We start from the raw sequence: 23,867 nt of genomic DNA, 5'->3' as shown, positions 1-23,867 counted from the left end.
GGGCGGCGCGTTACTCGAGGCGGCGCCACCGCGGCGCCGATCGCAGCTCCGGCAGCGCCGACTCGAGATCGAGTTCGGCGGCGCCGTAGAATTTCTCCCGTCCGACCGGCGTTCGGACGCGAACGACGGCGGTGTTCTCCGTTACCCGAAAAATAGACACGCTCCACGCGCGACCCGTCGACTCCCACTCGCCGCGCAGCGTCGCCGCCTCGTCCTCGACGACCCGCGACCCCAGTTCCCAGCTCAGCCGCGTCGAGTGGGGCAGCTCGAACGGCACCGCCTCGGGCAAGGACGCGCCCGCGTTCGCGTTCCCCCCGTCCTGAAAGCCATGGGTAGCCATACCACGCAGTTCACTACTCGAGCCTAAAAAGTCACTCATTGTCGATCATTTATAAACTACGGCCGACGGGGAACGAAGCTAGTCGCCGGGCGACGATTCCGGCCGGTAGGTCCGGCTGATCGCCTTCCAGTGGCCCGCCTCGAACCGGTAGTAGGTGACGACGGCGGGCACGAGCGTCTCGAGGATCAAGGCGGCGTAGAGGGCCCCGATCCCCAGCGGCGTCACGGCCTCGAGATGTGGTAGCGGGACGGCGTACACCCCCAGCGCGGTGACGGGAATCGCGAAGACGTAGCGGCCCAGCACCTGTCCGTAGAATGGCCAGTTCGTGTCCCCGCTGGCCCGCAGCGGCCCGGTCGCGCCGCTGCTGATCCCGAGGAAGACGACGCTGACGCAGGCGACGGCGATGAAGGAGGTCACCAGCGGCAGGATCGACGGATCGTCGACGAAGATGCGGCCGACCTGCTCGGCGAAGACCAGCACGATCGCCCCGCTGACGACGTAGACGGCGGTCCCGAACCAGAGCACCTCGCGGCCGTAGGTGTCGGCGTCGCTCTCGTCGCCGGTCCCCAACTCCTGGCCGACCAGACTCGAGGAGGCAAGCGAGAAGCCCCAGCCGGGCGTGTTCATCAGCCCGCGGACGCGCCGGGCGACGATGTACGCGGCCAGCACGTTCGGCCCGAACATCGCGACGAGCGCGAGCATCGGGAACTGGGCGGCCCGCCGGGCGATGTTGGTAAACGCCAACGGCGTGCCGATCTCGAGGACGTTCCGAACTTCCTCGAGCGTCGCGCGAGGCGCCGCGAGGCTGATCTGCACGGGAAGCTCGCCGATCAGCGGCAGCCGACCGGCGGTAAGTCCGACGGTGAACGCCGCGAGCACGAGCACGTTCGCGACCGCGGTTCCGATCGCGGCACCGACGACGCCCATCCCGAACGCGAATATCAGGACCGCGTTGATCGCGATGTTGACGACCGCACCGCCCGCTCGCAGGACCATCGGCGTCCAGGCGTCGTCCGCACCGACGAGGGTCCGGCTGCCGATGAGGTTCAGCGCCGCGAACGGCAGCCCGACGGCGACGGTCCGGAGGTAGTCGGCGCCGTAGGCGATCGAATTAGGGTCGTCGCCGACGAGCGCGATGAGCCGTTCCGGCACCGCGCCGAACAGGACCGCGAGCGGGATCGCGAGCGCGGCGACGATAAGCGCGCTCGTCGTCACCGCTCTCGAGAGGTCCTCCTCGGCGCCGGCCCCGTACCGCTGGGAGACGAGGCCGATGGTCGCGCCGGCGATCCCGCCGCCGAACGCGAAGCCGATCCCCCAGTAGGGCGTCGCGAGGCCGACCCCGCCGATCGCCGCCGGGCCGAGGGCTATCCCGACCATCGCGACGTCGGCCGCGGACTTCGACATCCGGGCGATCCCGGTCACGATCCGCGGCCAGGCGAGATCGGTCGTCCGCTCGACCCGCCGTGCGTCGATGATCCCGACTCGTGCGAGCGCGTAGCCGACCGCCAGCAGGAGCCACCGGAACGGGTTCGGCACGTCGCTCCAGCTCCAGCGAAAAGCCACGCCGGGCCGTTCGCGATCCCCCGACAAAGGTCTTCACGTCCCGGAATATTTCTGTTCGACCGCGTGCGGAATCGAATTCGACCGACGTTTTTAGCCTCCGACCCCGAAGGGCCGATATGGACCGCAAGGAGTTTCGCGATCTCGCCTCCCCCGCGGAGGCGCGCGAGGCCATCGACTCGCTGTCGCTGACGGCCGGCGTCGAACGCGTCCCCCTCGAGGAGGCCCGCGGCCGCGTCCTCGTGGCGCGGCTGGACGCCGAACTCGACGTCCCGGGGTTCGACCGGGCGAGCCTCGACGGCTACGCCCTCCGGGCGCGGGACACGTTCGGCGCCGACGAGGCCGACCCCGCCCGCCTCGAGGTCGTCGGCGAGGTACACGCCGGCGAGGAACCCGACGTGGAACTCGAGGAGGGGCAAGCGGCGGAAATCTCGACGGGTGCGGTGATGCCCGACGGGGCGGACGCGATGGTGCCGGTGGAACGAACGGACACGGCTGCGGACGGCGGCGAGGTGCTGGTCCGCACGTCCGTCGCCCCCGGCGACAACGTCATGTTCGCCGGCGCCGACGTCGCCGCCGGCGAGCGCGCGCTCGGCCCCGGCACGCGGATCACGCCTCGAGACATCGGCCTGCTCTCGGCGCTGGGCGTCGATGAAGTGCCGGTCCGGGGTCGACCGAGAGTCGGCATCGTCTCGACGGGCGACGAACTCGTTCGGCCCGGCGAGGACGTCGACAGCGACCGCGGTGAGATCTACGACGTCAACAGCTACACGATCGCCGCGGGCGTCGAGGACGCCGGCGGCGAGGCCGTCCTCTACCCGCACGCCGGCGACGAGCAGGACGAGATGGAACGAATTCTGCGGGAGGCCGCCGAGGAGTGCGATCTCGTGCTCTCCTCGGGGTCGACCAGCGCGAGCGCGGTCGACGTGATCTACCGGGTCATCGAGGAGCAGGGCGAACTGCTGCTCCACGGGGTCGCCGTCAAACCTGGGAAGCCGATGCTCGTCGGCCGCCTGGCGGATTCAGCGTACGTCGGCCTGCCCGGCTATCCCGTCTCCGCGATGATGGTCTTCCGAACCTTCGTCGCGCCGGCGATCCGCGAGGCGGCCGGCCTGCCGGAACCGAAAGCCGCGACCGTCACCGGTGAAATGGCCCGCGAGGAGCGCTACAGCGAGGGCCGAATGCGGCTGATGCCGGTCGGTCTCGTCGAGGATGGTGAGGGTGACACCCTCGTCTACCCCGTCGACAAGGGCTCCGGCGCGACCACCAGCCTCGCCGAGGCCGACGGCGTCGTCGAGGTACCGCCCGAGACCGACTACCTCGAGGAAGGCGAGTCCGTCGACGTGCAACTGTTCTCGCCCGACGTCCGGCCGCCGACCCTGCTCGGCGTCGGCGAGGACGATCCGACGCTGAACCGGCTGCTCGACCGCCTCGCAAACCCGCGGTACCTCTCGGTCGGTTCCCGACCCGCACTGCGGCGACTCCGCGAGGGCGTGCCCGACGTCGCCGTCGTCGCCGGGCCGGTCGACCGCGAGGTCGACGCGGTCGAACTCGGCCGCTGGGAGCGCGAGTGGGGGCTGATCGCCCGCGCCGGCAACCCGAAGGAGATCGAGGGGCTCGAGGACCTGATCGACCGCGACCTGCGCTTCGTCAACCGGACGACCGACTCCGGGCTGCGGACGAGCCTCGGCGCGGCCGTCGCCGATCTGGCGGCCGAGCGCGGCGTCGATCGGCGCGACCTCGTGGACGCGATCGACGGCTTCGACCTCGGGCTGCGCGCCCACGAGAGCCCCGCGCGGAAGGTCATCGCCGGCGACGCCGACGCCGGTCTCGGCCTCCGCGAGACGGCCGAGCGACTCGACCTCGACTTCGTCCCCGTCGGCACCCAGCCGGTGCGCGTGGTGGCGAACCCGGATCGCACGGACAAGGCGGGGGTACGCGACCTCGAGCGAGTCCTCGCGGACGCGGACGAGGTCGCGACCGAGTGATCCAGTAAGGCGATCGGGGTCGATCGACGCCGATCGAGTGTCGACAAATCAACGAATCCGACAGTCAGCGGCCGCACAACAGCGGTTTTTAGTCCGAGACGGTGTACGACGCTCGATGGCTACCATAGCCGAGCTTCGGCTGCCGGCCTCGGACACGCTCCTCGAGGCGGCGTTCGAGCGCGCGCCGGACGCGGCGTTCGAACTCGAGTCGGCCGTCTCGCAGACGCCGCCCAGTATCTGGGTCGCCGGCGTCGGGCGCTCGCGTGCCGAGACGGCGTTCGATGCCGACCCGGAAGTCGAGACGTACGAACCGCTCGTCGAGACGTCGGCCCGCCACCTGTTCGACGTGGACTTCGTCGCGGGAGCGGGGCCCGAACGACTGTGGGATGCGCTGCTCGCAGATGGGGGCTCGCTGCTCGAGGCGCGGGGCACCGACGGCTGGTGGCAGGCTCGCGTCCGATTCCCCGATCGAGGGACGCTCTGTGACGCCTACGATCGGCTCGTCGACCGCGGCGTCAACGCCGACCTCCGGCGGCTCACCGACGTCACGGACGTCGCACAGCACACGAAGGCAAGCAGCCGACTGACGCCCCAACAGCGCGAGGCCCTCGAGGCCGCGCTCGAGTACGGCTACTTCGAGATTCCGCGCGCCATCTCGATGGCCGAGTTGGCCGACGAACTGGGGATTTCACATCAGGCGCTCTCGGAGCGGTTCCGCCGCGCCTACGAGACGCTGGTCGACGAGGAGCTCCAGTCGAACGGGGAGGCGTCGCTGGTCGACAGTTCGTGACGGCGGGTGGGGATCGAGCGCGTTAGAACAGTTCGTCGAACGACTGCACGCGGTAGTCTCCGAGGACGCACCGCCCGCGCCGGTCGTGGCCGAGGCGCTCGACGTGGATCGCGTCGAGGCCGGCGTTCCAGGCCGCGCCGACGTCACAATCTCCGTCGCCGGCCAGGACGCCCCGGTGGCCGTTGTTCGCGACGCCGAGATCGCGCATAACCTGCTGGACGGGTTCGGGATCGGGCTTCCAGCCGGTTTCCTCCGTACAGCACAGCCGCGCGTCGAACCAGTCCCGGATGCCGACGTTGTCGAGCACCGGCTCCGCGAGGAACTCCTGACAGTGCGTGACGAGCCCGACCGGCGCCTCGAGATCGCCGACGAACTCCGCGTCCTCGTGGAGGTAGGTCTGTTCGGCCCGGACCATCGGGTCCTCCTCGTCGTGGAACACCTCCCAGAACGCCTCGGGGTCGATCCCCCACTCGCGGAGCTGTCGGTTCCGCGAGCCGGTCAGGCCGTTCCAGAGGATTTCGGCTTCCCGATCGGAGAACTCCCGGCCCAGCCGGTCGCCGACCCGGTCGAACACGTCGCGGGTGTACGACCAGTCGACGTCCACCAGGGTGCCGTCGAGATCGAGCAACCAGAAGTCGTACTCGGAGACCATCGGGACACAGCAGTACGTGATCTTCGAGTAAATGTGTACCGGTCCTGACCCTCTCGCGATCGAGAGTGACCGAGAGCGATCGGGAGCAATCAGGACGAATCCGTCACCCGAACGCTCGAGCCGAGATACTTCGAAAGCACCTCCGAGACGGAATCGGCGTTGAACGCCTCGAGATCGGCCGCGATTGCGGCCTTCAGCGCGTCGAAGTACTGCTCGTCGACCTGCAGTTCGCGAAACGAGACCGACTCGACGGGCTGGTCGAGCCACTCCTCGGCGAGTCGGCACGCGTACCCCTCGTCGGCAACCTCGCCGCGCCAGAGCGTGTTCCGGAAGAACAGCCAGCCTTCGGCGCCCGGCTCCGGCGCCTCGCGAAAGACGGTGACGGTCGTCTCGGCGCTCGAGGACTCGACGCTAACCCCGTCGCGAGCGGGCTCGAGGCGGATCTGAACGGCGAAGACGTAGTTTCCGTCCATCGGCGTGTGAGAAGGGGTAGTCAGCGCGGTATCCGAGCCGAACGTCGGCCCGAACCTTACTCCGCGTTGCGCTCGGACTCGATCAGTTCCGCCATCTCGAGGTCGTCCTCGGTGATGCCGCCCTCCTCGTGGGAGGTGAGCCGCACCTCGACCTCCTCGTAGCGGATGACGATCTCGGGGTGGTGGAACTGCGACTCGGCGATTTCGCCGACCATCTGGGCGAAGTTGACGCCGCGGAGGTACTCGTCGAACTCGTAGGTGCGAACGATCTCGTCGCCCTCGCGCGTCCAGTTGTCGGGAAGCCCGGCCTCGATCTCGTCGTCGGACAGTAAGTCGCCCATGGCGGATCGAACGGAAGCCACTCAAATAATGGTTATGCCGTCCGCTATTTCGCGCCGTTCGCCCGTCTACGGTGTCTCGAGGGCGATCTCGATCAAATCGGATCGGCGTCGCTGCCGTGCCGCGACGGCGCGAGTCCGCGAGTATTCGGCAGGGGACAGCGACGGGGCGGGACGGACGAGCCGCTCGAGCTCGAAACTGATCGGGGCAGGATCAAATCACGCGGACCGTACGCGACGGTGCGGTGAGCGTCAGTCGTCGTCGGCGGTTCCGATCCGGAGATCGGAGCGTTCGGCGTTTGCGAGCAGCGACGGGGGCGTCGAGCCCTCGCCCTCGAAGTCGGGGTCGAACAGCTGTAAGGCGGTGTTGATCGTGCTCCAGTCGTCCTCGGCGGCGGCCTGTCGGAGGCTCTTGGTCGGCGGCGCGAGCAGCTGGCTGACCAGAGCGTCGGCCATCGACTCGACGACCTCGCGCTGGGCCGCCGAGAGGTCGTCGTCGAGCCGCGACAGGGCCGTCTCGAGTTCGCGCTCTTTCATCCGCTCGGCGGACTCGTACATCGCGGCGATGACCTCGTCGGCGCGGGCGCGCTTGTACTGGTCGCACAGCAGTTCGTACTCGCGGTCGATCATCGCCTCGACCTTGCGGGCGGCGTCGGCGCGCTGCTCGCGGGTCTCCTGGGTGACCGACTCGAGGTCGTCTAAGTCGTAGACGGCGACGGCGGCGAGGTCGTCGGCGGCCGGATCGACGTCGCGGGGTTGGCCGAGGTCGACGACGACGCGGTCGGTCGCAGTTGCGGTGCCGCCGTCGGTTTCGGCCTCGAGGTGGTGCGGCTCGAGCACCGGCTCCTCGCTGCCGGTCGCCGCGACGACGACGTCGGCCTCGGGCGCGACCGTCTCGAGGGCTTCCAGCGGGACGGCCTCGAGATCGGCGTCGACGTCGAGTTCCGCGGCGAGGTGGTCGGCGCGGGAGACGGTCCGGTTCGCGACGACGAGGTCGTCGACGCCCGCGTCCGCGAGGCTTCGGGCGGCCAGTTGGCCCATTTCGCCGGCGCCGACGACCAGCGCGGTCGCCCCCTCGAGGCCGATCTCCGCGGCGGCGAGTTTCGTCGCCGCGGAGCCGAGCGAGACGACGCCCTCGTTGATCTCCGTTTCCGTCCGGGCGCGCTCGCCGACGTGGATCGCCTTCGTGACCGCCGGCTCGAGCATCGAGCCGATACCGCCGGCCTCGCGGGCGTCCTCGTAGGCCGCGCGGACCTGCCCGATGATCTGGTCCTCGCCGAGGACGACCGACTCGAGACCGGCCGCGACCCGCAGCAGGTGGCGCAGGCTCTCGTCGTGGTCGGTGTGGACGACGGCGTCGTCGTCGGCCGGCGCGAAGAACTCCTCGAGCGCGGCCCGGCCGACCGCGGCGTCGGGGCTGACGACGTAGGCCTCGACCCGGTTACACGTCGAGAGGACGTACGCCTCCTCGACGTCGGGAATGGAGAGTAGCTGCGACACGGCGCTTCGCTGACTGTCGGGACTCGCCGCCGCGAGCTGGTCGACGGTCCCGCTCTCGTGGGTCACCCGCGCGGCCGCAACGACCCCGGACGGAATCACGCACGCTCACCTCCGGACGGTGGTAGTTCGTCGCCGAGCACGTCCTCAATCACTTGACGAGTATTAGGATCGCCACTACGTAAAGCTGTCCAAACGTCCGGAGAATTGACGACATCCGTGACGATCTCGCGGCGCCGTGTCGGCGCGACGTCCCGGGATTTGAGCTCCGACCGCAGTTCGTTACATAATTCTGCCATATCGCCGGCGCCGGCCAGCGTCTCCTCGAGTTCCTGCCGGAGGTACTTGCTCAGCGCCGGCGCCGTCCCGCCGGTCGAGATCGAGACGACGACCGGATCTTCGCGGACGGTCGCGGGAACGACGACGCTCCCCGCGTCGCGCTCGCCGGCCCGATCCGCGCGATTGACGAGGATGCCGCGGTCGCGAGCCGCCGCCTCGAGGGCGTCGTTGACGGCCTCGTCGTCGGTCGCCGCGACGGCGAGTGCAGGATCGACCCGCTCGAGCCAGCCGCCGATCTCGTCGGGGTCGGGTGCGGCCCGGATCAGTTCGGCCCCGCCGAACTCCCGGTCCGCGAAGTCGGGGCTGACCACGACGACCGCGGCTTCGCGGGCGAACCGGCGGGCCTTTCGCGCGCCGACGGGGCCGCCGCCGACGACGAGGACCGTTTCGTCGGTGAAATCGTGCAGGAGTGGGATCATCGAACGAGGGATTGTCGACCGTCGGTCGGTAGTCGCCTTCAGTGTTCGCATTCGGACCCGTTACCGGCGACTACCGCGTCTCTGCCTAGCACTCGGCGTGCGGACCGTACGCGTCGAGCAACTCCTGGTACCGGTTCCGGATCGTGAACTCGCTGACGCCGGTCTGCTCGTCGATCGTCTTCTGGGTGACCCGCTCGTTCGTCAGGCGCGCCGCCGCGTAGATAGCCGAGGCCGCTAGCCCCGCCGGGCTCTTCCCGACGTGGATCCCCTTCTCCTTGGCCGTCTCGAGGATCTCGCGGGCGACGTGTTCGGCCTCGTCGCTGATCGACAGCGCCGACGCAAACTGCCCGAGGTACTGCAAGGGGTCGGCGGGAGCGATCTCGAGGCCGAGTTCCCGCGAGAGGTAGCGATAGGCGCGCTGGACGCGGCCGATCTCGACGCGGCTGACCGACTCGAAGGTGGCCCACGTTCGGGGCGTCCCGTGCTGGCGGGCCGCCGCGTAGAGGCAGGCGGTCGCCATCGCCTCGATCGAGCGCCCGGGCAGCAGTTCCTCGTCGACGGCGCGACGGTAGAGCACGGCGGCGGTCTCGCGACACGGCTCCGGCAGGTCCAGCGCCGACGCCATGCGCTCGAGTTCGCCGAAGGCGTGTTTCAGGTTCCGCTCCTGGGCGGTCTTCGCGGTGAACCGCTCGTTCCACGTCCGGAGGCGCCGGAGCTGCGATCGCTTCCGCGCGGAGAGTTCGTTGCCGTACGCGTCCTGATTACGCCAGCCGATCGTCGTGCTGAGTCCCTTGTCGTGGCGCCGTTCGGTCAGCGGCGCGCCGACCCGCCGTCGCTCGTCGGCGTCCTCGTCGTCGCCGGCCCGCCACTCGGGCCCGTAGTCGAGTTCGTCCGCATCGAGAACCAGCCCGCACTCCGCACACGCGTGTTCGCCGTGCTCGGCGTCGTGGACGATCCGACCGCTACACTCCGGACACGTTGCTCGGATCGACCTTTCGGCCGATTCGGTCTCCTCGGCCGAGACGTCGGACGCTACTTCCTGCGGCTGTCGACCGTCCGTCGCAGTGGCGATCTGTTGAGTCATGGGTACGTGCGCAGGGGCCGTCGAGCGGCGCTGCTAGTCAACGCTTGCCAGAGTAACCCTATGTACGACGGGTGGATTCCCACAGCGTGAGAACCGGCTGCCGATACTTGATTACGGACCCGTAATCGGTGTGGATACCCGCTCGAGGAGGACAGATCGCGACCGCGAGACGGTCGCTCCGTCGCTACTCCGAGCCCTCGACGCCCGTCACGTCGTACCCGAGTTCGCGGACGTCCTCGAGGATCGCCTCGTGGTCGGCGCTGGCCTCGTAGTAGATGACGACGTCGAAGCTCCCCTCGCGCAGCAGCTGCTGGCACTCCCAGACGAACTCCTCGTCCTCTAAGGTCAGCCCCTGGTGCTGGTTCGAGGAGAAATTCGGATCGTCGTTGCCCGAGTAGACGTAGCAGTCCTTCGGGTCGTAGCCCGAGTGTTCGGCGACGATGTCGCCGATGTCGATCGTCGCCTGCATCATCTGGACGTCCGCCTGTCCGTCGTAGTCGGTGTGGACGACGGCGGCGTTCAGTTCGATGTCGCCGGGCTCGAGCAGTGCCTTGGTTCGCTGGTAGAGGTCGTCGTCGATCGCGTCAGCCATTGGTCGCACCGAGACCCGCCGGACGGATAGCCGTCACGATTCCGCCGAGCCGCGAGCGGGTCGTTTGACGGGGCTTTTCAAGCGGTTCGGTCGGACGTGACGCGGTAGCATCCGGCAGGATATCAGCGTACGGACCCGTTTCCTGCCGTGGAGTAACACACAAGACACATAGTCATCGGCCCCGTCAAATCGACCGATGAAGCGGTGGCTCCGTCAGCGCGTCGACGCGGCCTACGAGCGACTGCTAACCAGAGAGCTATCCGGCGCGCCGACCCACATCGCGGTGATTCAGGACGGGAATCGACGATACGCTCGGCAAAACGGCGACGAGCCCCACGAGGGCCACCGTGCGGGCGCCGAGACGACCGAACAGGTCCTCGAGTGGTGCCAGGAGATCGGCGTCGAGGAACTGACGCTCTACACGTTCTCGACGGAGAACTTCGATCGACCGGCCGAACAAAAGGAGGCGCTGTTCGATCTCCTCTGCGAAAAGCTGCGGGAGTTCGCCGACGCCGACCGCGTCCACGAGAACGAGGTCAGCATCCGCGCGATCGGCGAAATCGAGATGCTTCCCGAACGAGTGCAAGACGCCGTCGACTACGCCGAACGGCGCACCCGCGACTACGATCGGTTCGTCCTCAACATCGCGCTCGCCTACGGCGGCCGGTCGCGACTGCTCGAGGCCGCCCGCGGCGTCGCCCGCGACGTCGACGCCGGCGAGCTCGAGCCGAACGAGATCGACGTCGAGACGATCGAACGGCGGCTGTATGACCGGCCGGTTCGCGACGTGGATCTGATCATTCGGCCCGCCGGCGAAGAGCGGACCTCGAACTTCCTGCCGTGGCACGCCAACGGCAACGAAGCGGCCGTCTTCTTCTGTACGCCCTACTGGCCGGAGTTCTCGAAGGCCGACTTCCTCCGCGGGATCCGGACCTACGAACACCGGAAGGAATCGTGGCGACGGACTCGAGCCCGGCGGGCGCTGGCCCTGCTCGGCGCGGTCAGCGAGGCGGAGCTCACCGAAGCCCGCTCGATCGTCGAACGGTTCCGCGACTCCCTGCCGACGAGCGAGCGGCCGACGGACGACGAACTCGCCGTCGGCGAGGACCTCGAGGGCAACGAGCCGGTCGCGGACTGACGGCGGCACCGGAATACACCCCGACGCCGACACCGACTATTTTGTCAACCGCCGAACCACATTCGGTATGGACCCGTCGACACTGTTCACGCCGACGCAACTGGATCGCGCAACGCAAGCGTACGAGGACGTCGTCATCTACGACGGAACGGACGAAGACGATGCCCTCTACGAGGGACCGATCCTGATCCACCCGAACGGGTGGCTCGAGCTCGAGGGCGATCGGTTGCTCTCGCCCAGTGCAGTCCACCACATCGACATCTACGACGATATCGATATCGATGAGGCGACCGACGAACAGGGGGATGATCGACAGCGAGAGACGACTGGTTGGGACGACTGGGGACGCGACGATTCCGGATCCGACCGAGATGCCTGGTAGCTGACGCCGCCAACCTAGTAGAGGGGCGAGCTCAGCGACCGAACCGCCGCGACCGGTTACAGAACTCCCGCACCGCCCGCAGGAAGTCCCGCTCGCGGAAGTCCCGCCAGTTGATGTCGGTGAAGTAGAGTTCGGAGTAGACCGACTGCCAGATCATGAAATCCGAGAGCCGCTCCGCGCCGGTCTTGATCACGAGGTCGGGTTCCGACGGAAAGACGAGATGCTCCTCGACCCGCTCGTCGTCGATTGCCGCGGGCTCGAGGTCCCCGTTGTCGACGCTCTCTGCGAGCGTCCGCACGGCGCTCGTGAACTCGTGTTTCCCGCCGAGGCCGATCCCGATCTGGATCGGCGCGTCCGCCGGCGTCCGGTCCTCGGGGCCCCGAACCGCGACCTCGGGGCCCCGAACCGCGACCTCGCGGCCGGCCGGCCCGTCGATCGACTCGAGTTCCCGGCGCAGCGTCGGGATGGCGTCGGCGTCGAGGACGCTCACGTAGACGGTCACCCGGGAGGCGTACGCGAACGCCCACTCGAAGAAGTCGGTGAGCGTCTCGTAGGCGCCCTCCTCGAGGAGGTCGCGCTCGGTGATAACGAGCGCGACGTGCTCGGGCGGGGCGGCCTCGTGGCGGCGGATTCGGAGGGCGAGGTACCGTTCGTACAGTCCCACGCCTTCCGGTTTCCGGTCCGATACTATACCGGTTACGGGTCGTACCGAATCGTGACGGGATTCGAAGGTCACGGTTCGCGCGAGACCCACTGACACGGCCGAAACGTCCGCTGCGCCGAGTTCGGGAACCTTCAAGTAAACCCGACAGAAAGACACCGGTATCGTGACAGCACCCGTCCGGCGAGCCGGCGTCTTCGCGGCCCTGTGTACGCTCGCGCTCGCCGTTCCGCTCTTCGGTCCGCAGGTCGCAGCGGCGATCGCTGCGGTCGTCCTCCTGGGGTCCGCCGTCGTCACCGACGGCCCGCTGTTCGATCTCCTCGCCTATCCGGGCGACTACGAGGACGGCCGCCTCTACGGTCTCATCACGTTCGTGCTGGCGATCGTCGCGCTCGGACTGATCAGCGTGCGGGCCTCGCTGCCGACCGAAGTCTTCGTCGGCACCGCCGTCCTCGTCGGCTACGGGAACCTCGGCGAGCAACTCGCTCGCCTGCGCACCGACCACGACGTGGCCCGCGTGACGGTCTTCGCAGCCGTCGCGACGGTCGCCGCGGTCGTCGGGCAGGTCGCGACGGCCGCCATCGGTGGGACGGCGCTGGGTCCGTCGCTCGAGGCGGCGCTGCCGACGATGATTTTCCTCGCGGCCACCGGCGCGTTGCTCGCAGCCCTGCTGCGGGACATGCTCCTGCTGTACGACGACCCCGTCGTCATGCTCTCGGTCGGCTTCCTGCTGTGGCTACTCGCGGAACTCGAGCCGGCGCTGGGAACGGTCGAGATCGCGGCCGCGCTGGCGGTGACCGTCGGGTTCGGCTACCTCGCGTACGCGCTCGAGACGGCCTCCGTCGCGGGGATGCTCACCGGCGTTCTCCTCTGCCTGCTAACGATCGTGCTGGGGGGGTACGGCTGGTTCGTCGTCCTCGTGTCCTTCTTCGCGATCGGGGGGCTGTCGACGAAGTTCCGCTACGATCGCAAGGAGCAACTCGGCGTCGCCGAAGATAACGACGGCGCGCGCGGCAGCGGGAACGTCCTCGGCAACGCCGCGGTCGCGATCGCCGCCGTCCTCGGCTACGCCGCCAGTTCGGCGACGCTGCTGCCCGGCGAACTCGAGCCCAGCGTGTTCCTGTTCGCCTTCGCCGGCTCGGTCGCGACCGCGATGAGCGACACCCTCTCGAGCGAGATCGGCAGCGTCTTCGAGACGCCGCGGCTGATCACGACGCTCGAGCCCGTCGAACCCGGCACGGACGGCGGCGTCACCTGGCAGGGCGAACTCGCCGGCCTCGCGGGTGCGGCCGTCGTCGCCGGCATCTCCTACCTGCTGTTCCCCGAAGTCGGGGTCGCCGGCGCGGCGATCATCGTCGCCGCCGGCTTCGTCGGCATGACCGTCGACAGCCTGCTCGGGGCGACCCTCGAGGGCTCGTTCCTCGGCAATCAGGGCGTGAACTTCCTCGCGACGCTGTCCGGCGCGCTCGTCTGCGCACTGTTGGTGCTCTCGTTCGCGGTGTTCGGCTGACCGCCCCCGTTCGTATCAGCTCGTTTTCCAGTTCGGAAAACGCCGAACCCCGTTTTTATAGCGTCCCCGCGGAAACCGCGTATGGACTCGAGACGATCGCTGCTTCGGACGGTAACGGGACTCGTCACCGGCGGGACGGCACTGTTCGGCGCCGCCGGCGCAGCGGCGCGGTCCGCCGGCGCGGACGCGTCCGACGGTGGAAACGCGCGCGGTGCGACGACGGTGGCGTTCGAGGCGAACCGAACCGCGATCCGCTCGGCGGGGCGTCCCGCGACGCTCGCACCCGTCGTCGAGACGCTCGAGCGGCGGTTCGAGTACGGGTTCGGGACGCTCTCGCTCGCGGATTTCGCGTCGGTTAGCGGCACCGGCCGCGTCGCCGACGGCGACCTCGTCGGGGGAACGGTCGTCGCGACCGGATCGATCGCCGCCGACGCCGTCGGATCGATCCTGCGACGTCGCGGCTTCGTCGCGGTGGGCGAGCGAAACGGCGTCGACCGCTACGCAGCCCGCGACGGCCCGTTCGCCGTCGGCGTAGCCGACTCAGCCGTTGTCGTCGGCTACGAGACGCAGCAAAACGGACGGGCGGTTGCCGGCCGCTCGGACGACGGATCGCCGTTTACGAACGGACTGGCCCGCGTCGATACCGTCGTCCGGCAGTCGAATCGGGCCGCGGCGGTTCGAGGGCCCGCGTCAGCCAGCAGCGGTTCGCCCGCGGCCGCCGTCGGGGCGGTCCTCGACGAGGCCGGAAGCGGCGATCTGACCGTAACCGCAGCCCTCGACGCCGGTACGCGAGCGCAGATTCGATCGGTGCTCGCCGACGGCCGTCAATCGCTCGCTCCGATCCTCGAGCGCGCGGCGGCGCTGGGCGCATCAGTTTCGGTGGATCCAGAGGGGGACGGCCGGAGCGAAATTACGTACGGACTCGTCGGCGATGAAGCGCTATCGGTCACGACGGTTCGCGAGGGACTCGAGGATCTCGCGACCGACGCCGCCGCCGGAATCGACTCGGTCAGCGTCGAGCAGTGCGGGCAGGGCGTCGCCGTCAACGCCGATGTCGCGACCGAAAGCCTGCTGGAGGCGCAGTTGGCCGCGGCCGGACTCGAGGGTGCGTTCGACGGACAATCAGTCGTCGGCCGGTGAGTGGATACCGGACGGCGGTTCCGACTCTTGATTCGGGTCCGAAACCGGGTTACTCGTTGCCCCGTCGTTCGAGTCGTACCGGTCGGCGTCCGCCCGAGCGGCCCCGTCGCTCTCGACAGTCGCGGGTTCGGATTCTGGCTCGAGTTCGGGCTCGGGAACGCTGACGGCGTCGCCGTCCGAGCGCAGTTGCGCGTACCCCGTCTCGTTCGTCACGAAAAAGACCATGAGCACCCAGATTCCGAGGAGTGCGAGTGCGGCGGCCGGTGGCGGGCTCATCACCGCCTCTTGCCACGGCCCATATATCAATATCCCGGCCTACGGGCGCTCTGCGCAACGATTACACACATCAGAACGGGATATTGGGCGAATATGTGCGGTTCCCTGTGCCGGGGCGATCCAGTTCCGGATCCGGTTCCGGTTCCAATCGATTGGCCTCGAGATCTCGGTTCAACCGATAGTACGGCGTTCAGTTGCCGTTCGGCGGTTCTTCGGCCACGGCCTCGATCGCGTGGATCCGAACGTCGGTCGGTCGCTTCGTGAACTGGCCCAGCGCGTCCGCGACGATCCGATCGACGCCGCGGTCGGCCGCCAGATCGAGCAGTCGTTGCGAAAGAATGCCGTCCAGAACGACCGTCGTCGGGACCGTCTCGAGGTTCGCGAGGGCGTCGTAAGCCTCGCCGGCGTCGGCGTCGGCGATGGCTTCACCGGCCGCACCGAGGAACCGAACGCGATCGGAGTCCCCCCGGATGACGTCGGTGGCGTGTTCGTAGACGGTCGTCGGTTCGGATTCGGTCGCGTCCGCGTCGTCCGTACGGGATTCGGCCGCAGTCCCGGCTTCCGTCTCGGCGTCCGCCGCTGACTCGGCGCTCTCGGCGCCCGGTTCGCGGTCGTGGGCAGGCTTCGGCGTCTCGCCCTCGCCCTCGAGATCGGCGCCGGTGCTCGAGTCCGCTGCCGGTCGCGTGTCGCTCGCGGCGCTCGACTCGAGCGAATGCGTCGGGTCGGTTCCTGCCGAATCGTACTCGCTGGCCGACCGCGTTCCGTCGATCGCGGGCGAGCGCGGGAGGGCGTCGCCTGCATTCGAATCCGCGCTTGCATCGCTGCCGTTCGTTTCGTCGGTCGCGTCGGTCGCGTCAATCGCGTCAGTCGCGTCGGTGGCGTCGGTCGCACCGGGAGCCGGCGCGGGCGTCGTACTCCCGTCAGTTGCGGCGACGGCCTCGCGGGGCTCGTTCAGCCCGGAAACCGTCTCGTAGGGAACCTTGTTCCGCAGCGCGGCGAACAGCTGGTGGTGGTCGAGTTCCTCGACCGACTCCCCCGCGGGGGCGAAGGCGACGTAGTCGATGTCGCCGACCTGCGAGAGCTCCTCGAGGATGAGGTCGCCGCCGCGGTCGCCGTCGAGGAAGGCGGTGACGGTGCGGTGGCGGGTGAGCTCCGCGACGGCGTCCGGGACGTTCGTCCCCTCGACCGCGATGGCGTTCTTGACGCCGTACTTGAGGAGCGTGAGAACGTCCGCGCGGCCCTCGACGACGATGATCGCGTCGCTCTCGCCGACCCGCGGACCGGCGGGCAGGCCCTCGTACTCCGTGATGTCCTCGACGCGGACGTGCTGGCGGACCTCCGCGAGGATCTCCTCGGAGGTCATCACGCTGTCGTCGAAGGCCGTGTGCAGCAGTTCCTTCGCGCGGTCGACGACCTCCTTGCGCTTCGCGGCTCGGACGTCCTCGATCTCGGTCACCTCGAGGTCGGCGCGGCAGGGGCCGATCCGGGTGATCGTCTCGAGGGCGGCGGCGAGCGTCGCGGTTTCGACCTTGTCGAGGCTGGTCGCGATGGTGAGGTGGCCGTGCGACTGGCCGGCGGTGCTGGCTATTTCGACGTCGATACGACCGACTTTCTGCGACTGGCGGAGATCGCGGAGATCGAGTTCGTCGCCGAGCAGGCCTTCGGTCTGCCCGAAGACGGCGCCGACGACGTCGCTCCGCTCGACGACCCCGTCAGCCGTGACGTCCGCGTGAATGAGGTATTTCGACGTGTCTTCCATTGGAGATCTGTCCCCGGCGGGGGAGGCGGTGACGCGAGAGGCGTACAGAGACCGTTTGTTACGAATGTCGGTCGTGACGGGCAAATAGCTGTTGACATCCGGAATGTCCGACTAATACGCGGGACGGTACCAGTACCAGTAGATCGTGACCGCGAGCAACACCGCGAGTCCGCCCAGAAAGAAGAGCAGTCCCGGCGGCACCGTCTGCAGGACGGCGTCCGCCGCCTCGGCCCCGCCGTCGGCCGCGTTCTCGACGGCGCCGTCGCCGCCGTCCGGCGCGGCGTCGAACGTCTCGTTGACATCGGTCGCCGAATCGCCGCCCGCCTCGGCGCCGTTCTCGGCGCCCGTGTCGGCGGTATCCGTCCCGCCGTCTCCGTCGGCGGAGTCGGAGTCGGACGATTCCTCGGCGATCGACATGTCGTCTCCGCCCTCCTCGGCACCGTCGCCGCCGTCTGCACTCTCGGCGCCGTCGCCGTCCGCTCCGTTGCCGTTACCGGAACGATCGTCCGCTGCACCGTCCGATTCCGACACCGCGGCGCCGTTAGCTCCGCCGGCGCCGCCACCGTCGCCGGCCGATTCCGTCCGAGCCGATCCGAACCACTCCGTCAACCCGTACTGGACGAGGAGGCTCCCGCCGGCGAGCGCGCCGATACCGCCGATCAGCCGCGAGAGCGCCGTCTTAAGCTGCGAGGCCGTCGATTCGTCGCTCGTGACGATCAAGGGCCCGTCCGTCGTCGCGTAGACGCTCATCTCGTTGCCCCGCGAGGAGTACCAGGTGTCGACGACCTCGACGAGGCCGGCCTCTTCTAAGTTCTCGAGGTGGTAGCGAACGTTCTGAATCGAGGAGTCGACGGCGTCGGCGACGTCGCTGGGCGTCCCCGGTTCCTCGTCGAGTCGCGCGTAGATCCGGCGAGCCGTCGTCGACGAGAGGGCGCTGAACACCGCGTCAGCGTCCTCCCCCTCGAGTTCGACGACGCGGGGTTGGCCCTCCTCTGGCGACGTGTCCGATCGGAATGGGAACAGACGGGCCATTTGGGTCGGATAGCATTCTCTCTCCGACACTTATACTCCTTTTCCTACCTGAAAGAGTGCTTTTAGCTACGCGGAATCGCCGGCGGGCCCCGGGATGACGGCTGTCACTGCGACGGGTGACCGAGGACCGACGACACGCACGGCTGAAGAACGATTGTCTTCAATATTGGGTACCGAACGAAACAATTACCCACATCGACTACTGAGCGCCGATATGCGACGTCTCGAACTCGGCGGGTGGATCGCCGTTGGGGTTGTACTCTGCGCGCTGTCGATTCCGTGGTTCCTCTGGGGCAACGACGCGACCGTCGCCGGGGTGCCGCTGTGGCTCTGGTGGCACGTCGGCTGGATGGGCCTCGCGTCGCTGGTCTTCCGGTACTTCGCCCAGCGGGCGTGGGGACTCGGCATCGAACCGCGATACGGGGAGCGGGACGCGGAGCCGAACGACGCGGGGGCACAATCGCGGGGTGACGCGCCGTGAACCTGTCGCTACAACTCGGCATCATCGTCGGCTACCTCCTGCTGGCGCTGGCCGTCGGGTTGGTCGCCTATCGACTCACGGACCGCACCGCCGAGGACTTCTACCTCGCAAGCCGAACGCTCGGTACCGTCGTCCTCCTCTTTACGACCTTCGCGACGCTGCTGTCGGCGTTCACCTTCTTCGCCGGGCCGAACGTCGCCTACGCGCAGGGCCCCGAGTGGGTGCTGGTCATGGGCCTGATGGACGGGATCATCTTCGCGATCCTCTGGTACGTCATCGGCTACAAGCAGTGGCTCCTGGGCCGCCAGCGGGGCTACGTCACGCTCGGCGAGATGCTCGGCGACCGCTTCGCCTCGAAGCGACTCCGCGGGCTCGTCGCCGGGGTCAGCCTGCTGTGGCTCTTTCCGTACGTCATGCTCCAGCAGGTCGGCGCCGGGACGGCGCTCGAGGCGCTGACCGACGGGGCGGTCCCCTACGCGGCCGGCGCGGGGCTGATCACCGCGTTCATGATCCTCTACGTCGTCGTCGCCGGGATGCGCGGGATCGCCTGGACCGACACCCTGCAGGGCGCGTTCATGCTCGTGACGACCTGGGTCGCGCTGCTGTGGCTGCTGGCCGAGGTCGGCGGCCCCGGCGCGGCGACCGCGGCGCTCGCCTCGAGCGAGGAAACCGCGGGCTTTCTCTCTTTAGGCAGCGACTACTACACGCGCCGCTGGATGCTCTCGACGGCGATCACGATCGGCTTCGGCGTCGCGATGTTCCCGCAGGTGAACCAGCGCTTCTTCGCTGCGGGCTCGCGCACGGTGCTCAAGCGCTCCTTTGCGCTGTGGCCGATTCTCTGCGTCCTGCTGTTCGTTCCCTCGTTCATGCTCGGCGCGTGGGCCCGCGGCCTCGGCGTCGCGGTTCCGGAGGGCGGCAACGTTCTGCCCGCCGTGCTGGCCGAGTACACGCCGGTCTGGTTCGCCGCGCTCGTCATCGCCGGCGCGATGGCCGCGATGATGTCCTCCTCGGACTCGATGCTGCTGTCGGGGTCGTCGTACTTCACCCGGGACCTCTACCGGCCGTTCGTCGACCGCACCCTTTCGGAGCGACGCGAGGATCTACTGGCCCGCGTCGGGGTCGTCGTCTTCGCGACGGGCGCGTTCGTCGCGAGCCTGCTCAGTCCCGCACCCCTGTTCGACATCGGCGACGCGGCCTTCAGCGGCTTCGCGCAGCTCGCCCTGCCGGTCCTCGTCGCGCTCTACTGGCGCGGGACGACTCGAACCGGAATCACGGTCGGCATCCTCGGCAGCCAGGCGTTCTACCTCGGCAACCTGTTCGTCGGGGCGATCGTCGGCGCGCTCGAGTTCGTCGCGGCCGTGCCGCTGGTCGGCGAGGTCGCCCCCGTACTGATTCCCGTCGTCACGGCGGTGTTCCGCGGCACGTACATGGGCTGGACGGCCGGCCTCGTCGGCATGGTGCTCGGACTCGCCCTCACCGTCGGCGTCTCGCTGGTCACGACGCCCGCGGCCGACGAACGGCGAGCGATCTACTTCGACGGACTGCGGGCGGACTGATGCCCGTCCACCGGCGCCGTTCGCAACCGGCGCCAGAGAGCAACACACCGAAAAGGACCGCCCGCGTACGCCACGCCGATGACCGCTGACCTGCCGGAATCGCTGGCCGACTCGTGGCGACCCGCCGGAACCACAACCGGCGAGTCGAGCGTGATGGTCGCGTCGATCACCGCCGAAACGACGCTGTACGAACCCCTCGAGGCGACCGACCTCGCCGACCTGGCCGCGAGCAAGATTCCCCTCCGCTCGCTGTTCGTCGTCGACCTGTCGGTCTCGCCGTCGCTGTCGACGATCGGCGTCTCGCCGTCGTCAGTGTTCGAGAAGGCCGCACCCAAAGCGAAGAACCAGTTCGTCGATACCGTCGAAGACGAGGGGCTGGTCGTCGAAGCGACTCGTGACACCCTCGAGTTTGAGGCGCCGAACGGGGAAGAAGGGAAATGGTACGTCCTCGACGTCAGCTACCCGCTCGAGTCCGAGACCGAATCGGACGACGATGCCGATGACGGTCGATCCGACACCGACCGCATCTCGGCCGAAGCCAACGTCGCCGTCTGGCCGACCGACTCGAGTTTCGGCGTCGCCGGCGGCATCCTCCCGCTCGAGGACGGCGTCGCGGGCGTTCCGGACGACGCCGTCGATCCGGAACGGGACCGCGACACGATCGCGGAGTTGGTCGAGACGATCGATCTCGAGGGCGACGGCGAAAGCAAGGACGAGAACGATAACGACGAGTAACCGACCGCGAACTCAGCCCTGGTGGCCGGGGTAATCCCGCTCGAATCGATCCTCGATCTCGTCCTCGTCGATCCGGACGATCACCGGCCGCCCGTGCGGACAGGAGTAGGGATTCTCGCAGTCGTCTAACCTCGAGAGGAGGTCGACGACCGACCCCTCCGTCAGCGACGTGTTCCCCGTCAGCGACGGGTAGCAGGCCAGATCGCCGAGGAACTCGTCGGCCAGGGCGTCGACCGTTTCCGCGCCCGCCTCGCGGTCGCCCTCGATGAAGGAGGTGAGGACGTCCCGCAGGTTCTCGGGCTCCAAGGTTTCCTCGAGTACCGCCGGGACGGTCGTCACGGCGATCGTCCGGTCGTCGACGCGGTCGGCGTAGAAGCCCAGCCGCTCGAGGGCGTCCTCGTACCCCGCGAAGGCTTCGGCCTCGGCGGCAGTGAGCTCGAGTTCGACAGGCGAGGCCAGCGCCTGCGCGGCGGGGTCGTCGGCGAAGGCGTCCCGGAGGCGCTCGTAGTTGACCCGCTCGTCGGCGGCGTGCTGGTCGACCAGCGCGAGCCCGTCGGGAGTCTCGCAGACGAGGTAGGTGTCGTCGAACTGGCCGAGCACCCGCAGCGGCGGCAGCGAGTCGAAGTCGGTCTCGTCACCGGTTGCGGGGTCGCCGGCCAGCGTCCGCTGTTCGGTCGGGCCGTCGAACTTGCGGTCGGTGCGGTCCGAATCGGTCCGGTCGGCGGCCGTCGACCCGTCGTCAGGTTTCGACCGCGAACCGGAGCCGGCCGAACCCGCGCTCGAGCTCGAGACGAATTCCGTCGACGGTGCCGTTCCGTCCGTGCGGTCGGTTCTCGAGGGCGACGCCGAGTCCGAATCGGTGGCGGCTCGCTCCGTCCGCTCCGTCTCGGTTCGGCCCGTCGACGACGCCGCACTGGCGTTCGCCGTCGGTTCCGATTCGCTCGCAGCGGAAGCGACAGCGGAGGCGGTCGAACCGTCGTCTGACGACGATTCGGCGGTGTCGCGACTCGAGTCGTCGCTTTCGGTGCCGGAGGCGTCCGTTTCAATCGAGCCGTCGTCGAGCGATCGCTGGGTTCCGGCCCCCGACGAAGCGCTCGAGTCCGATCCTGAGCCCGGAGTCGATCGCTCGTCGCTCCCGCGGCGCGGTTCGATCCGCGCCTCGTCGGGCGCCGACCGGCCGCGGGGCGCCCGCGAGCGGAGCAGCCCGTGCTCGAGCAGCGCCGACTCCACCGCGGCGTCGATCTGCCGGCGGACGGCATCGTCGTCGTCGAACCGTACCTCCCGCTTTCGCGGGTGGACGTTCACGTCGACGGCGTCGCCGGGCACCTCGAGGAAGAGGACGACGAACGGGTAGCGGTCGCCCCCGAGTTGGGTACCGTAGGCGCCCATGATCCCCTCGCGGATCGCGTCGGCCGTGACCGCGCGGCCGTTGACGTAGGTCGCGAGGTACTCGCGGCTCGAGCGGTTGGTTTCGGGATGTGAGACGAGCCCCGAAACGGCGTCGACGGGTCCCGGCGGCAGTTCGTCCTCGTCGGCCTCGACGCGGATCATCGAGGACGCGACCTCGCGGCCGTAGACCGAGAGGACCGCGGCCTGCAGGTCGCCTTGCCCCGTCGTGGCGAAGACCTCGCGGTCGTCGTGGGTCAGCGAAACCGCCACGTCCGGGTTCGCCAGCGCGTAGCGGGTGACGACGCGGTTGACGTGGGCGAACTCCGTCGCCGTCGTCTTGAGGAACTTCCGGCGGGCTGGAGTGTTGTAGAACAGGTCCTCGACTTCGACGGTCGTCCCCTCAGGGCAGCCCACGGGCTCGACCGAGGTTACGTCGCCGCCCTCGTAGACCAGTTCCGTGCCCGCGCCGTCCGCGCCGCGCGGTCGCGAGCAGATGGTCAGCCGCGAGACCGAGCCGATCGTGTGCAAGGCCTCGCCGCGGAAGCCCAGGGTTCGGACGCCCGACTCGAGGTCCTCGAGCCCCTCGATCTTGCTGGTCGTGTGTTCGCGGACGGCGGCGCGTAGGTCCGCCTCGTTCATCCCGCGACCGTCGTCGGCGACCCGGATGAGTTCGGTGCCGCCCTCCTCGACGGTGACGTCGACGCGGTTGGCGTCGGCGTCGAGACTGTTCTCGACGAGTTCCTTCACGGCGCTGGCGGGGCGCTCGACGACCTCGCCGGCGGCGATGCGGGCGACGGTGTCCTCGTCGAGGCGGCGGATGTTCGTTTCCTCGCTCATGCCTCGAGCACACCCTCGACGGCGTCTTCGATCGCCGCGCAGCCGTCGTCGGGAACCGTCACCAGCGGCGGGCGCACGGCGTCGGTGGGGATCACGTCGCGGTGCTCGAGGGCCGCCTTCGTCGCCGGGGCGAACCCGTAGGCGCCGCAGGCTTCGAACAGGTCCGCGATCGCGTCCTGCAGCGTCGCGCCGCGTTCGGTCTCGGCGGTCTCGTACAGTTCGCTATAGGCTTCGGGGACGGCGTTCGACAGCGCGTTCACCCCGCCGTCGGCGCCCATCCGCAGCGACGGCAGCAGGAGGGCGTCGTACCCCTGTAGCAGCAGGAACTCGTCGGGCGTCGCCCGCATCGCCGCGAGGAAGTACTCGAGGTCGCCGCTCGAGTCCTTCAGGCCGACCACGTTGTCGTGCTCGGCGACCGCCTCGACGGTCTCGACCGCGATCTCGCCGCCGGTACAGGCCGGGATGTTGTACAGGAGCAGCGGCAGCGGCGACTCGTCGGCAACGGTCTCGAAAAACCGCTCGTTGCCGGCCGGCGCGTTCGCCGCGTGGAAGTACGGCGGGACGACGACCGCGGCGTCGGCGCCGAGGTCGGCCGCTTCCTCGAGGTACTCGAGCGTCTCGGCGACGCTGGTCGCGCCCGCGCCGGCGACAACTGGGACGTCGCCGCCGACCTGTTCGACCGTGAACTCGAGGACGCGGCGCCGTTCGTCGGGCGAGAGGCTGGCGAACTCGCCCGTCGTCCCGTTCGGGAAGACGGCGTCGATGCCGCCCGAAACGAGGTCGTCAAGGACCGTCTCGAGTGCGTCCTCGTCGATCTGGTTCGCGTCGTCGAAGGGCGTCACGACCGGACACGTGATTCCCGCGAGTTCCTGCTGGAGAGTCATATCGGACCATCTCGC

Annotated in this window: 24 protein-coding genes; 9 read left to right on the top strand and 15 right to left on the bottom strand. The window is 68.8% G+C overall.

Annotated features, from left to right (window positions below; translation table 11 throughout):
* Nucleotides 1-10: 10 nt before the first annotated feature.
* Nucleotides 11-340, bottom strand: coding sequence for a hypothetical protein (locus tag HALXA_RS07155; RefSeq protein ID WP_013879650.1), 330 nt, complete (start codon nt 338-340; stop codon nt 11-13).
* A 78-nt stretch (nt 341-418) separates the two neighbouring features.
* Nucleotides 419-1,876, bottom strand: coding sequence for an MATE family efflux transporter (locus HALXA_RS07150; RefSeq protein ID WP_049895231.1), 1,458 nt, complete (start codon nt 1,874-1,876; stop codon nt 419-421).
* 143 nt (nt 1,877-2,019) lie between these two features.
* Between HALXA_RS07150 and HALXA_RS07145 the strand changes: the two genes are divergently transcribed.
* Together HALXA_RS07145 and HALXA_RS07140 are read left to right on the top strand one after the other, a co-directional pair.
* On the top strand, nt 2,020-3,888 hold the full coding sequence (locus HALXA_RS07145; RefSeq protein WP_013879648.1) for a molybdopterin biosynthesis protein: 1,869 nt from the start codon (nt 2,020-2,022) through the stop codon (nt 3,886-3,888).
* A 115-nt stretch (nt 3,889-4,003) separates the two neighbouring features.
* Nucleotides 4,004-4,678: a helix-turn-helix domain-containing protein gene (locus HALXA_RS07140; RefSeq protein WP_013879647.1), complete on the top strand. Its 675-nt coding sequence runs from the start codon at nt 4,004-4,006 to the stop codon at nt 4,676-4,678.
* A 22-nt stretch (nt 4,679-4,700) separates the two neighbouring features.
* On the opposite strand, the gene HALXA_RS07135 is transcribed toward HALXA_RS07140, so the two are convergent.
* The 7 genes from HALXA_RS07135 to HALXA_RS07105 all read right to left on the bottom strand — a co-directional run bounded on the left by HALXA_RS07135 (nt 4,701) and on the right by HALXA_RS07105 (nt 10,072).
* Nucleotides 4,701-5,330, bottom strand: a complete 630-nt coding sequence (locus tag HALXA_RS07135; protein WP_013879646.1) for an HAD family hydrolase — start codon at nt 5,328-5,330, stop codon at nt 4,701-4,703.
* Nucleotides 5,331-5,419: 89 nt separating this feature from the next.
* A complete protein-coding gene (gene lwrS, locus HALXA_RS07130) occupies nt 5,420-5,803 on the bottom strand; it encodes an LWR-salt protein (RefSeq protein ID WP_013879645.1) in 384 nt (127 codons plus the stop codon).
* 56 nt (nt 5,804-5,859) lie between these two features.
* Nucleotides 5,860-6,144, bottom strand: coding sequence for a 4a-hydroxytetrahydrobiopterin dehydratase (locus tag HALXA_RS07125; protein WP_013879644.1), 285 nt, complete (start codon nt 6,142-6,144; stop codon nt 5,860-5,862).
* A gap of 249 nt (nt 6,145-6,393) precedes the next feature.
* Complete coding sequence (gene hemA / locus HALXA_RS07120) at nt 6,394-7,740, bottom strand: glutamyl-tRNA reductase (protein WP_013879643.1); 1,347 nt, start codon at nt 7,738-7,740, stop codon at nt 6,394-6,396.
* A complete protein-coding gene (locus HALXA_RS07115; protein ID WP_013879642.1) occupies nt 7,737-8,396 on the bottom strand; it encodes a precorrin-2 dehydrogenase/sirohydrochlorin ferrochelatase family protein in 660 nt (219 codons plus the stop codon). Before HALXA_RS07115 ends, hemA begins: the two co-directional genes overlap by 4 nt.
* Nucleotides 8,397-8,481: 85 nt before the next feature.
* Nucleotides 8,482-9,480, bottom strand: coding sequence for a transcription initiation factor IIB (locus HALXA_RS07110; protein WP_013879641.1), 999 nt, complete (start codon nt 9,478-9,480; stop codon nt 8,482-8,484).
* Nucleotides 9,481-9,664: 184 nt separating this feature from the next.
* Nucleotides 9,665-10,072 (bottom strand): DUF5778 family protein, encoded by a 408-nt coding sequence (locus HALXA_RS07105; RefSeq protein ID WP_013879640.1) that lies wholly within the window; start codon nt 10,070-10,072, stop codon nt 9,665-9,667.
* A 196-nt stretch (nt 10,073-10,268) separates the two neighbouring features.
* Here HALXA_RS07105 and uppS point away from each other — a divergent pair, with 196 nt between their 5' ends.
* Together uppS and HALXA_RS22465 are read left to right on the top strand one after the other, a co-directional pair.
* Entirely contained in the window at nt 10,269-11,210 is a 942-nt protein-coding gene (gene uppS, locus HALXA_RS07100; protein ID WP_013879639.1) for a polyprenyl diphosphate synthase, read from the top strand.
* Between the two features lie 67 nt (nt 11,211-11,277).
* Nucleotides 11,278-11,592, top strand: a complete 315-nt coding sequence (locus HALXA_RS22465; RefSeq protein WP_013879638.1) for a hypothetical protein — start codon at nt 11,278-11,280, stop codon at nt 11,590-11,592.
* 31 nt (nt 11,593-11,623) lie between these two features.
* Here HALXA_RS22465 and HALXA_RS07090 read toward each other — a convergent pair whose 3' ends face one another.
* A complete protein-coding gene (locus tag HALXA_RS07090; protein WP_013879637.1) occupies nt 11,624-12,256 on the bottom strand; it encodes an undecaprenyl diphosphate synthase family protein in 633 nt (210 codons plus the stop codon).
* Between the two features lie 163 nt (nt 12,257-12,419).
* On the opposite strand from HALXA_RS07090, the gene HALXA_RS07085 reads away from it, so the two are divergent.
* On the top strand, nt 12,420-13,763 hold the full coding sequence (locus HALXA_RS07085; protein ID WP_013879636.1) for a DUF92 domain-containing protein: 1,344 nt from the start codon (nt 12,420-12,422) through the stop codon (nt 13,761-13,763).
* 81 nt (nt 13,764-13,844) lie between these two features.
* Nucleotides 13,845-14,903, top strand: a complete 1,059-nt coding sequence (locus tag HALXA_RS07080; RefSeq protein WP_013879635.1) for a hypothetical protein — start codon at nt 13,845-13,847, stop codon at nt 14,901-14,903.
* Here HALXA_RS07080 and HALXA_RS07075 read toward each other — a convergent pair.
* The 3 genes from HALXA_RS07075 to HALXA_RS07065 all read right to left on the bottom strand — a co-directional run bounded on the left by HALXA_RS07075 (nt 14,886) and on the right by HALXA_RS07065 (nt 17,970).
* Nucleotides 14,886-15,179, bottom strand: a complete 294-nt coding sequence (locus tag HALXA_RS07075) for a hypothetical protein (protein WP_013879634.1) — start codon at nt 15,177-15,179, stop codon at nt 14,886-14,888. The two genes, HALXA_RS07080 and HALXA_RS07075, sit on opposite strands and share 18 nt — an antisense overlap.
* 190 nt (nt 15,180-15,369) lie before the next feature.
* Nucleotides 15,370-16,938 carry a DNA primase DnaG gene (gene dnaG / locus HALXA_RS07070; protein WP_013879633.1) on the bottom strand — a complete coding sequence of 523 codons (1,569 nt, stop codon included), beginning with the start codon at nt 16,936-16,938 and terminating at the stop codon, nt 15,370-15,372.
* Nucleotides 16,939-17,049: 111 nt separating this feature from the next.
* Entirely contained in the window at nt 17,050-17,970 is a 921-nt protein-coding gene (locus HALXA_RS07065) for an ArsR/SmtB family transcription factor (protein ID WP_013879632.1), read from the bottom strand.
* A 214-nt stretch (nt 17,971-18,184) separates the two neighbouring features.
* Between HALXA_RS07065 and HALXA_RS07060 the strand changes: the two genes are divergently transcribed.
* From HALXA_RS07060 to HALXA_RS07050, 3 genes are all read left to right on the top strand, one after another.
* Nucleotides 18,185-18,451, top strand: a complete 267-nt coding sequence (locus HALXA_RS07060) for a DUF3311 domain-containing protein (RefSeq protein ID WP_013879631.1) — start codon at nt 18,185-18,187, stop codon at nt 18,449-18,451.
* Nucleotides 18,448-20,007, top strand: a complete 1,560-nt coding sequence (locus HALXA_RS07055; RefSeq protein ID WP_013879630.1) for a sodium:solute symporter family protein — start codon at nt 18,448-18,450, stop codon at nt 20,005-20,007. The genes HALXA_RS07060 and HALXA_RS07055 overlap by 4 nt, the downstream gene beginning before the upstream one ends.
* 78 nt (nt 20,008-20,085) lie before the next feature.
* A complete protein-coding gene (locus HALXA_RS07050; protein ID WP_013879629.1) occupies nt 20,086-20,742 on the top strand; it encodes a hypothetical protein in 657 nt (218 codons plus the stop codon).
* Nucleotides 20,743-20,754: 12 nt separating this feature from the next.
* Here the strand turns inward: HALXA_RS07050 and mutL are convergent, their stop codons facing one another.
* Complete coding sequence (gene mutL / locus HALXA_RS07045; protein WP_013879628.1) at nt 20,755-22,968, bottom strand: DNA mismatch repair endonuclease MutL; 2,214 nt, start codon at nt 22,966-22,968, stop codon at nt 20,755-20,757.
* A complete protein-coding gene (locus HALXA_RS07040) occupies nt 22,965-23,852 on the bottom strand; it encodes a dihydrodipicolinate synthase family protein (protein WP_013879627.1) in 888 nt (295 codons plus the stop codon). The genes mutL and HALXA_RS07040 overlap by 4 nt, the downstream gene beginning before the upstream one ends.
* Nucleotides 23,853-23,867: the final 15 nt, after the last annotated feature.

Origin of the sequence: Halopiger xanaduensis SH-6, from assembly GCF_000217715.1 — an archaeon.
Classification (GTDB): domain Archaea; phylum Halobacteriota; class Halobacteria; order Halobacteriales; family Natrialbaceae; genus Halopiger; species Halopiger xanaduensis.
This window is presented reverse-complemented; position numbering and strand designations above follow the sequence as displayed.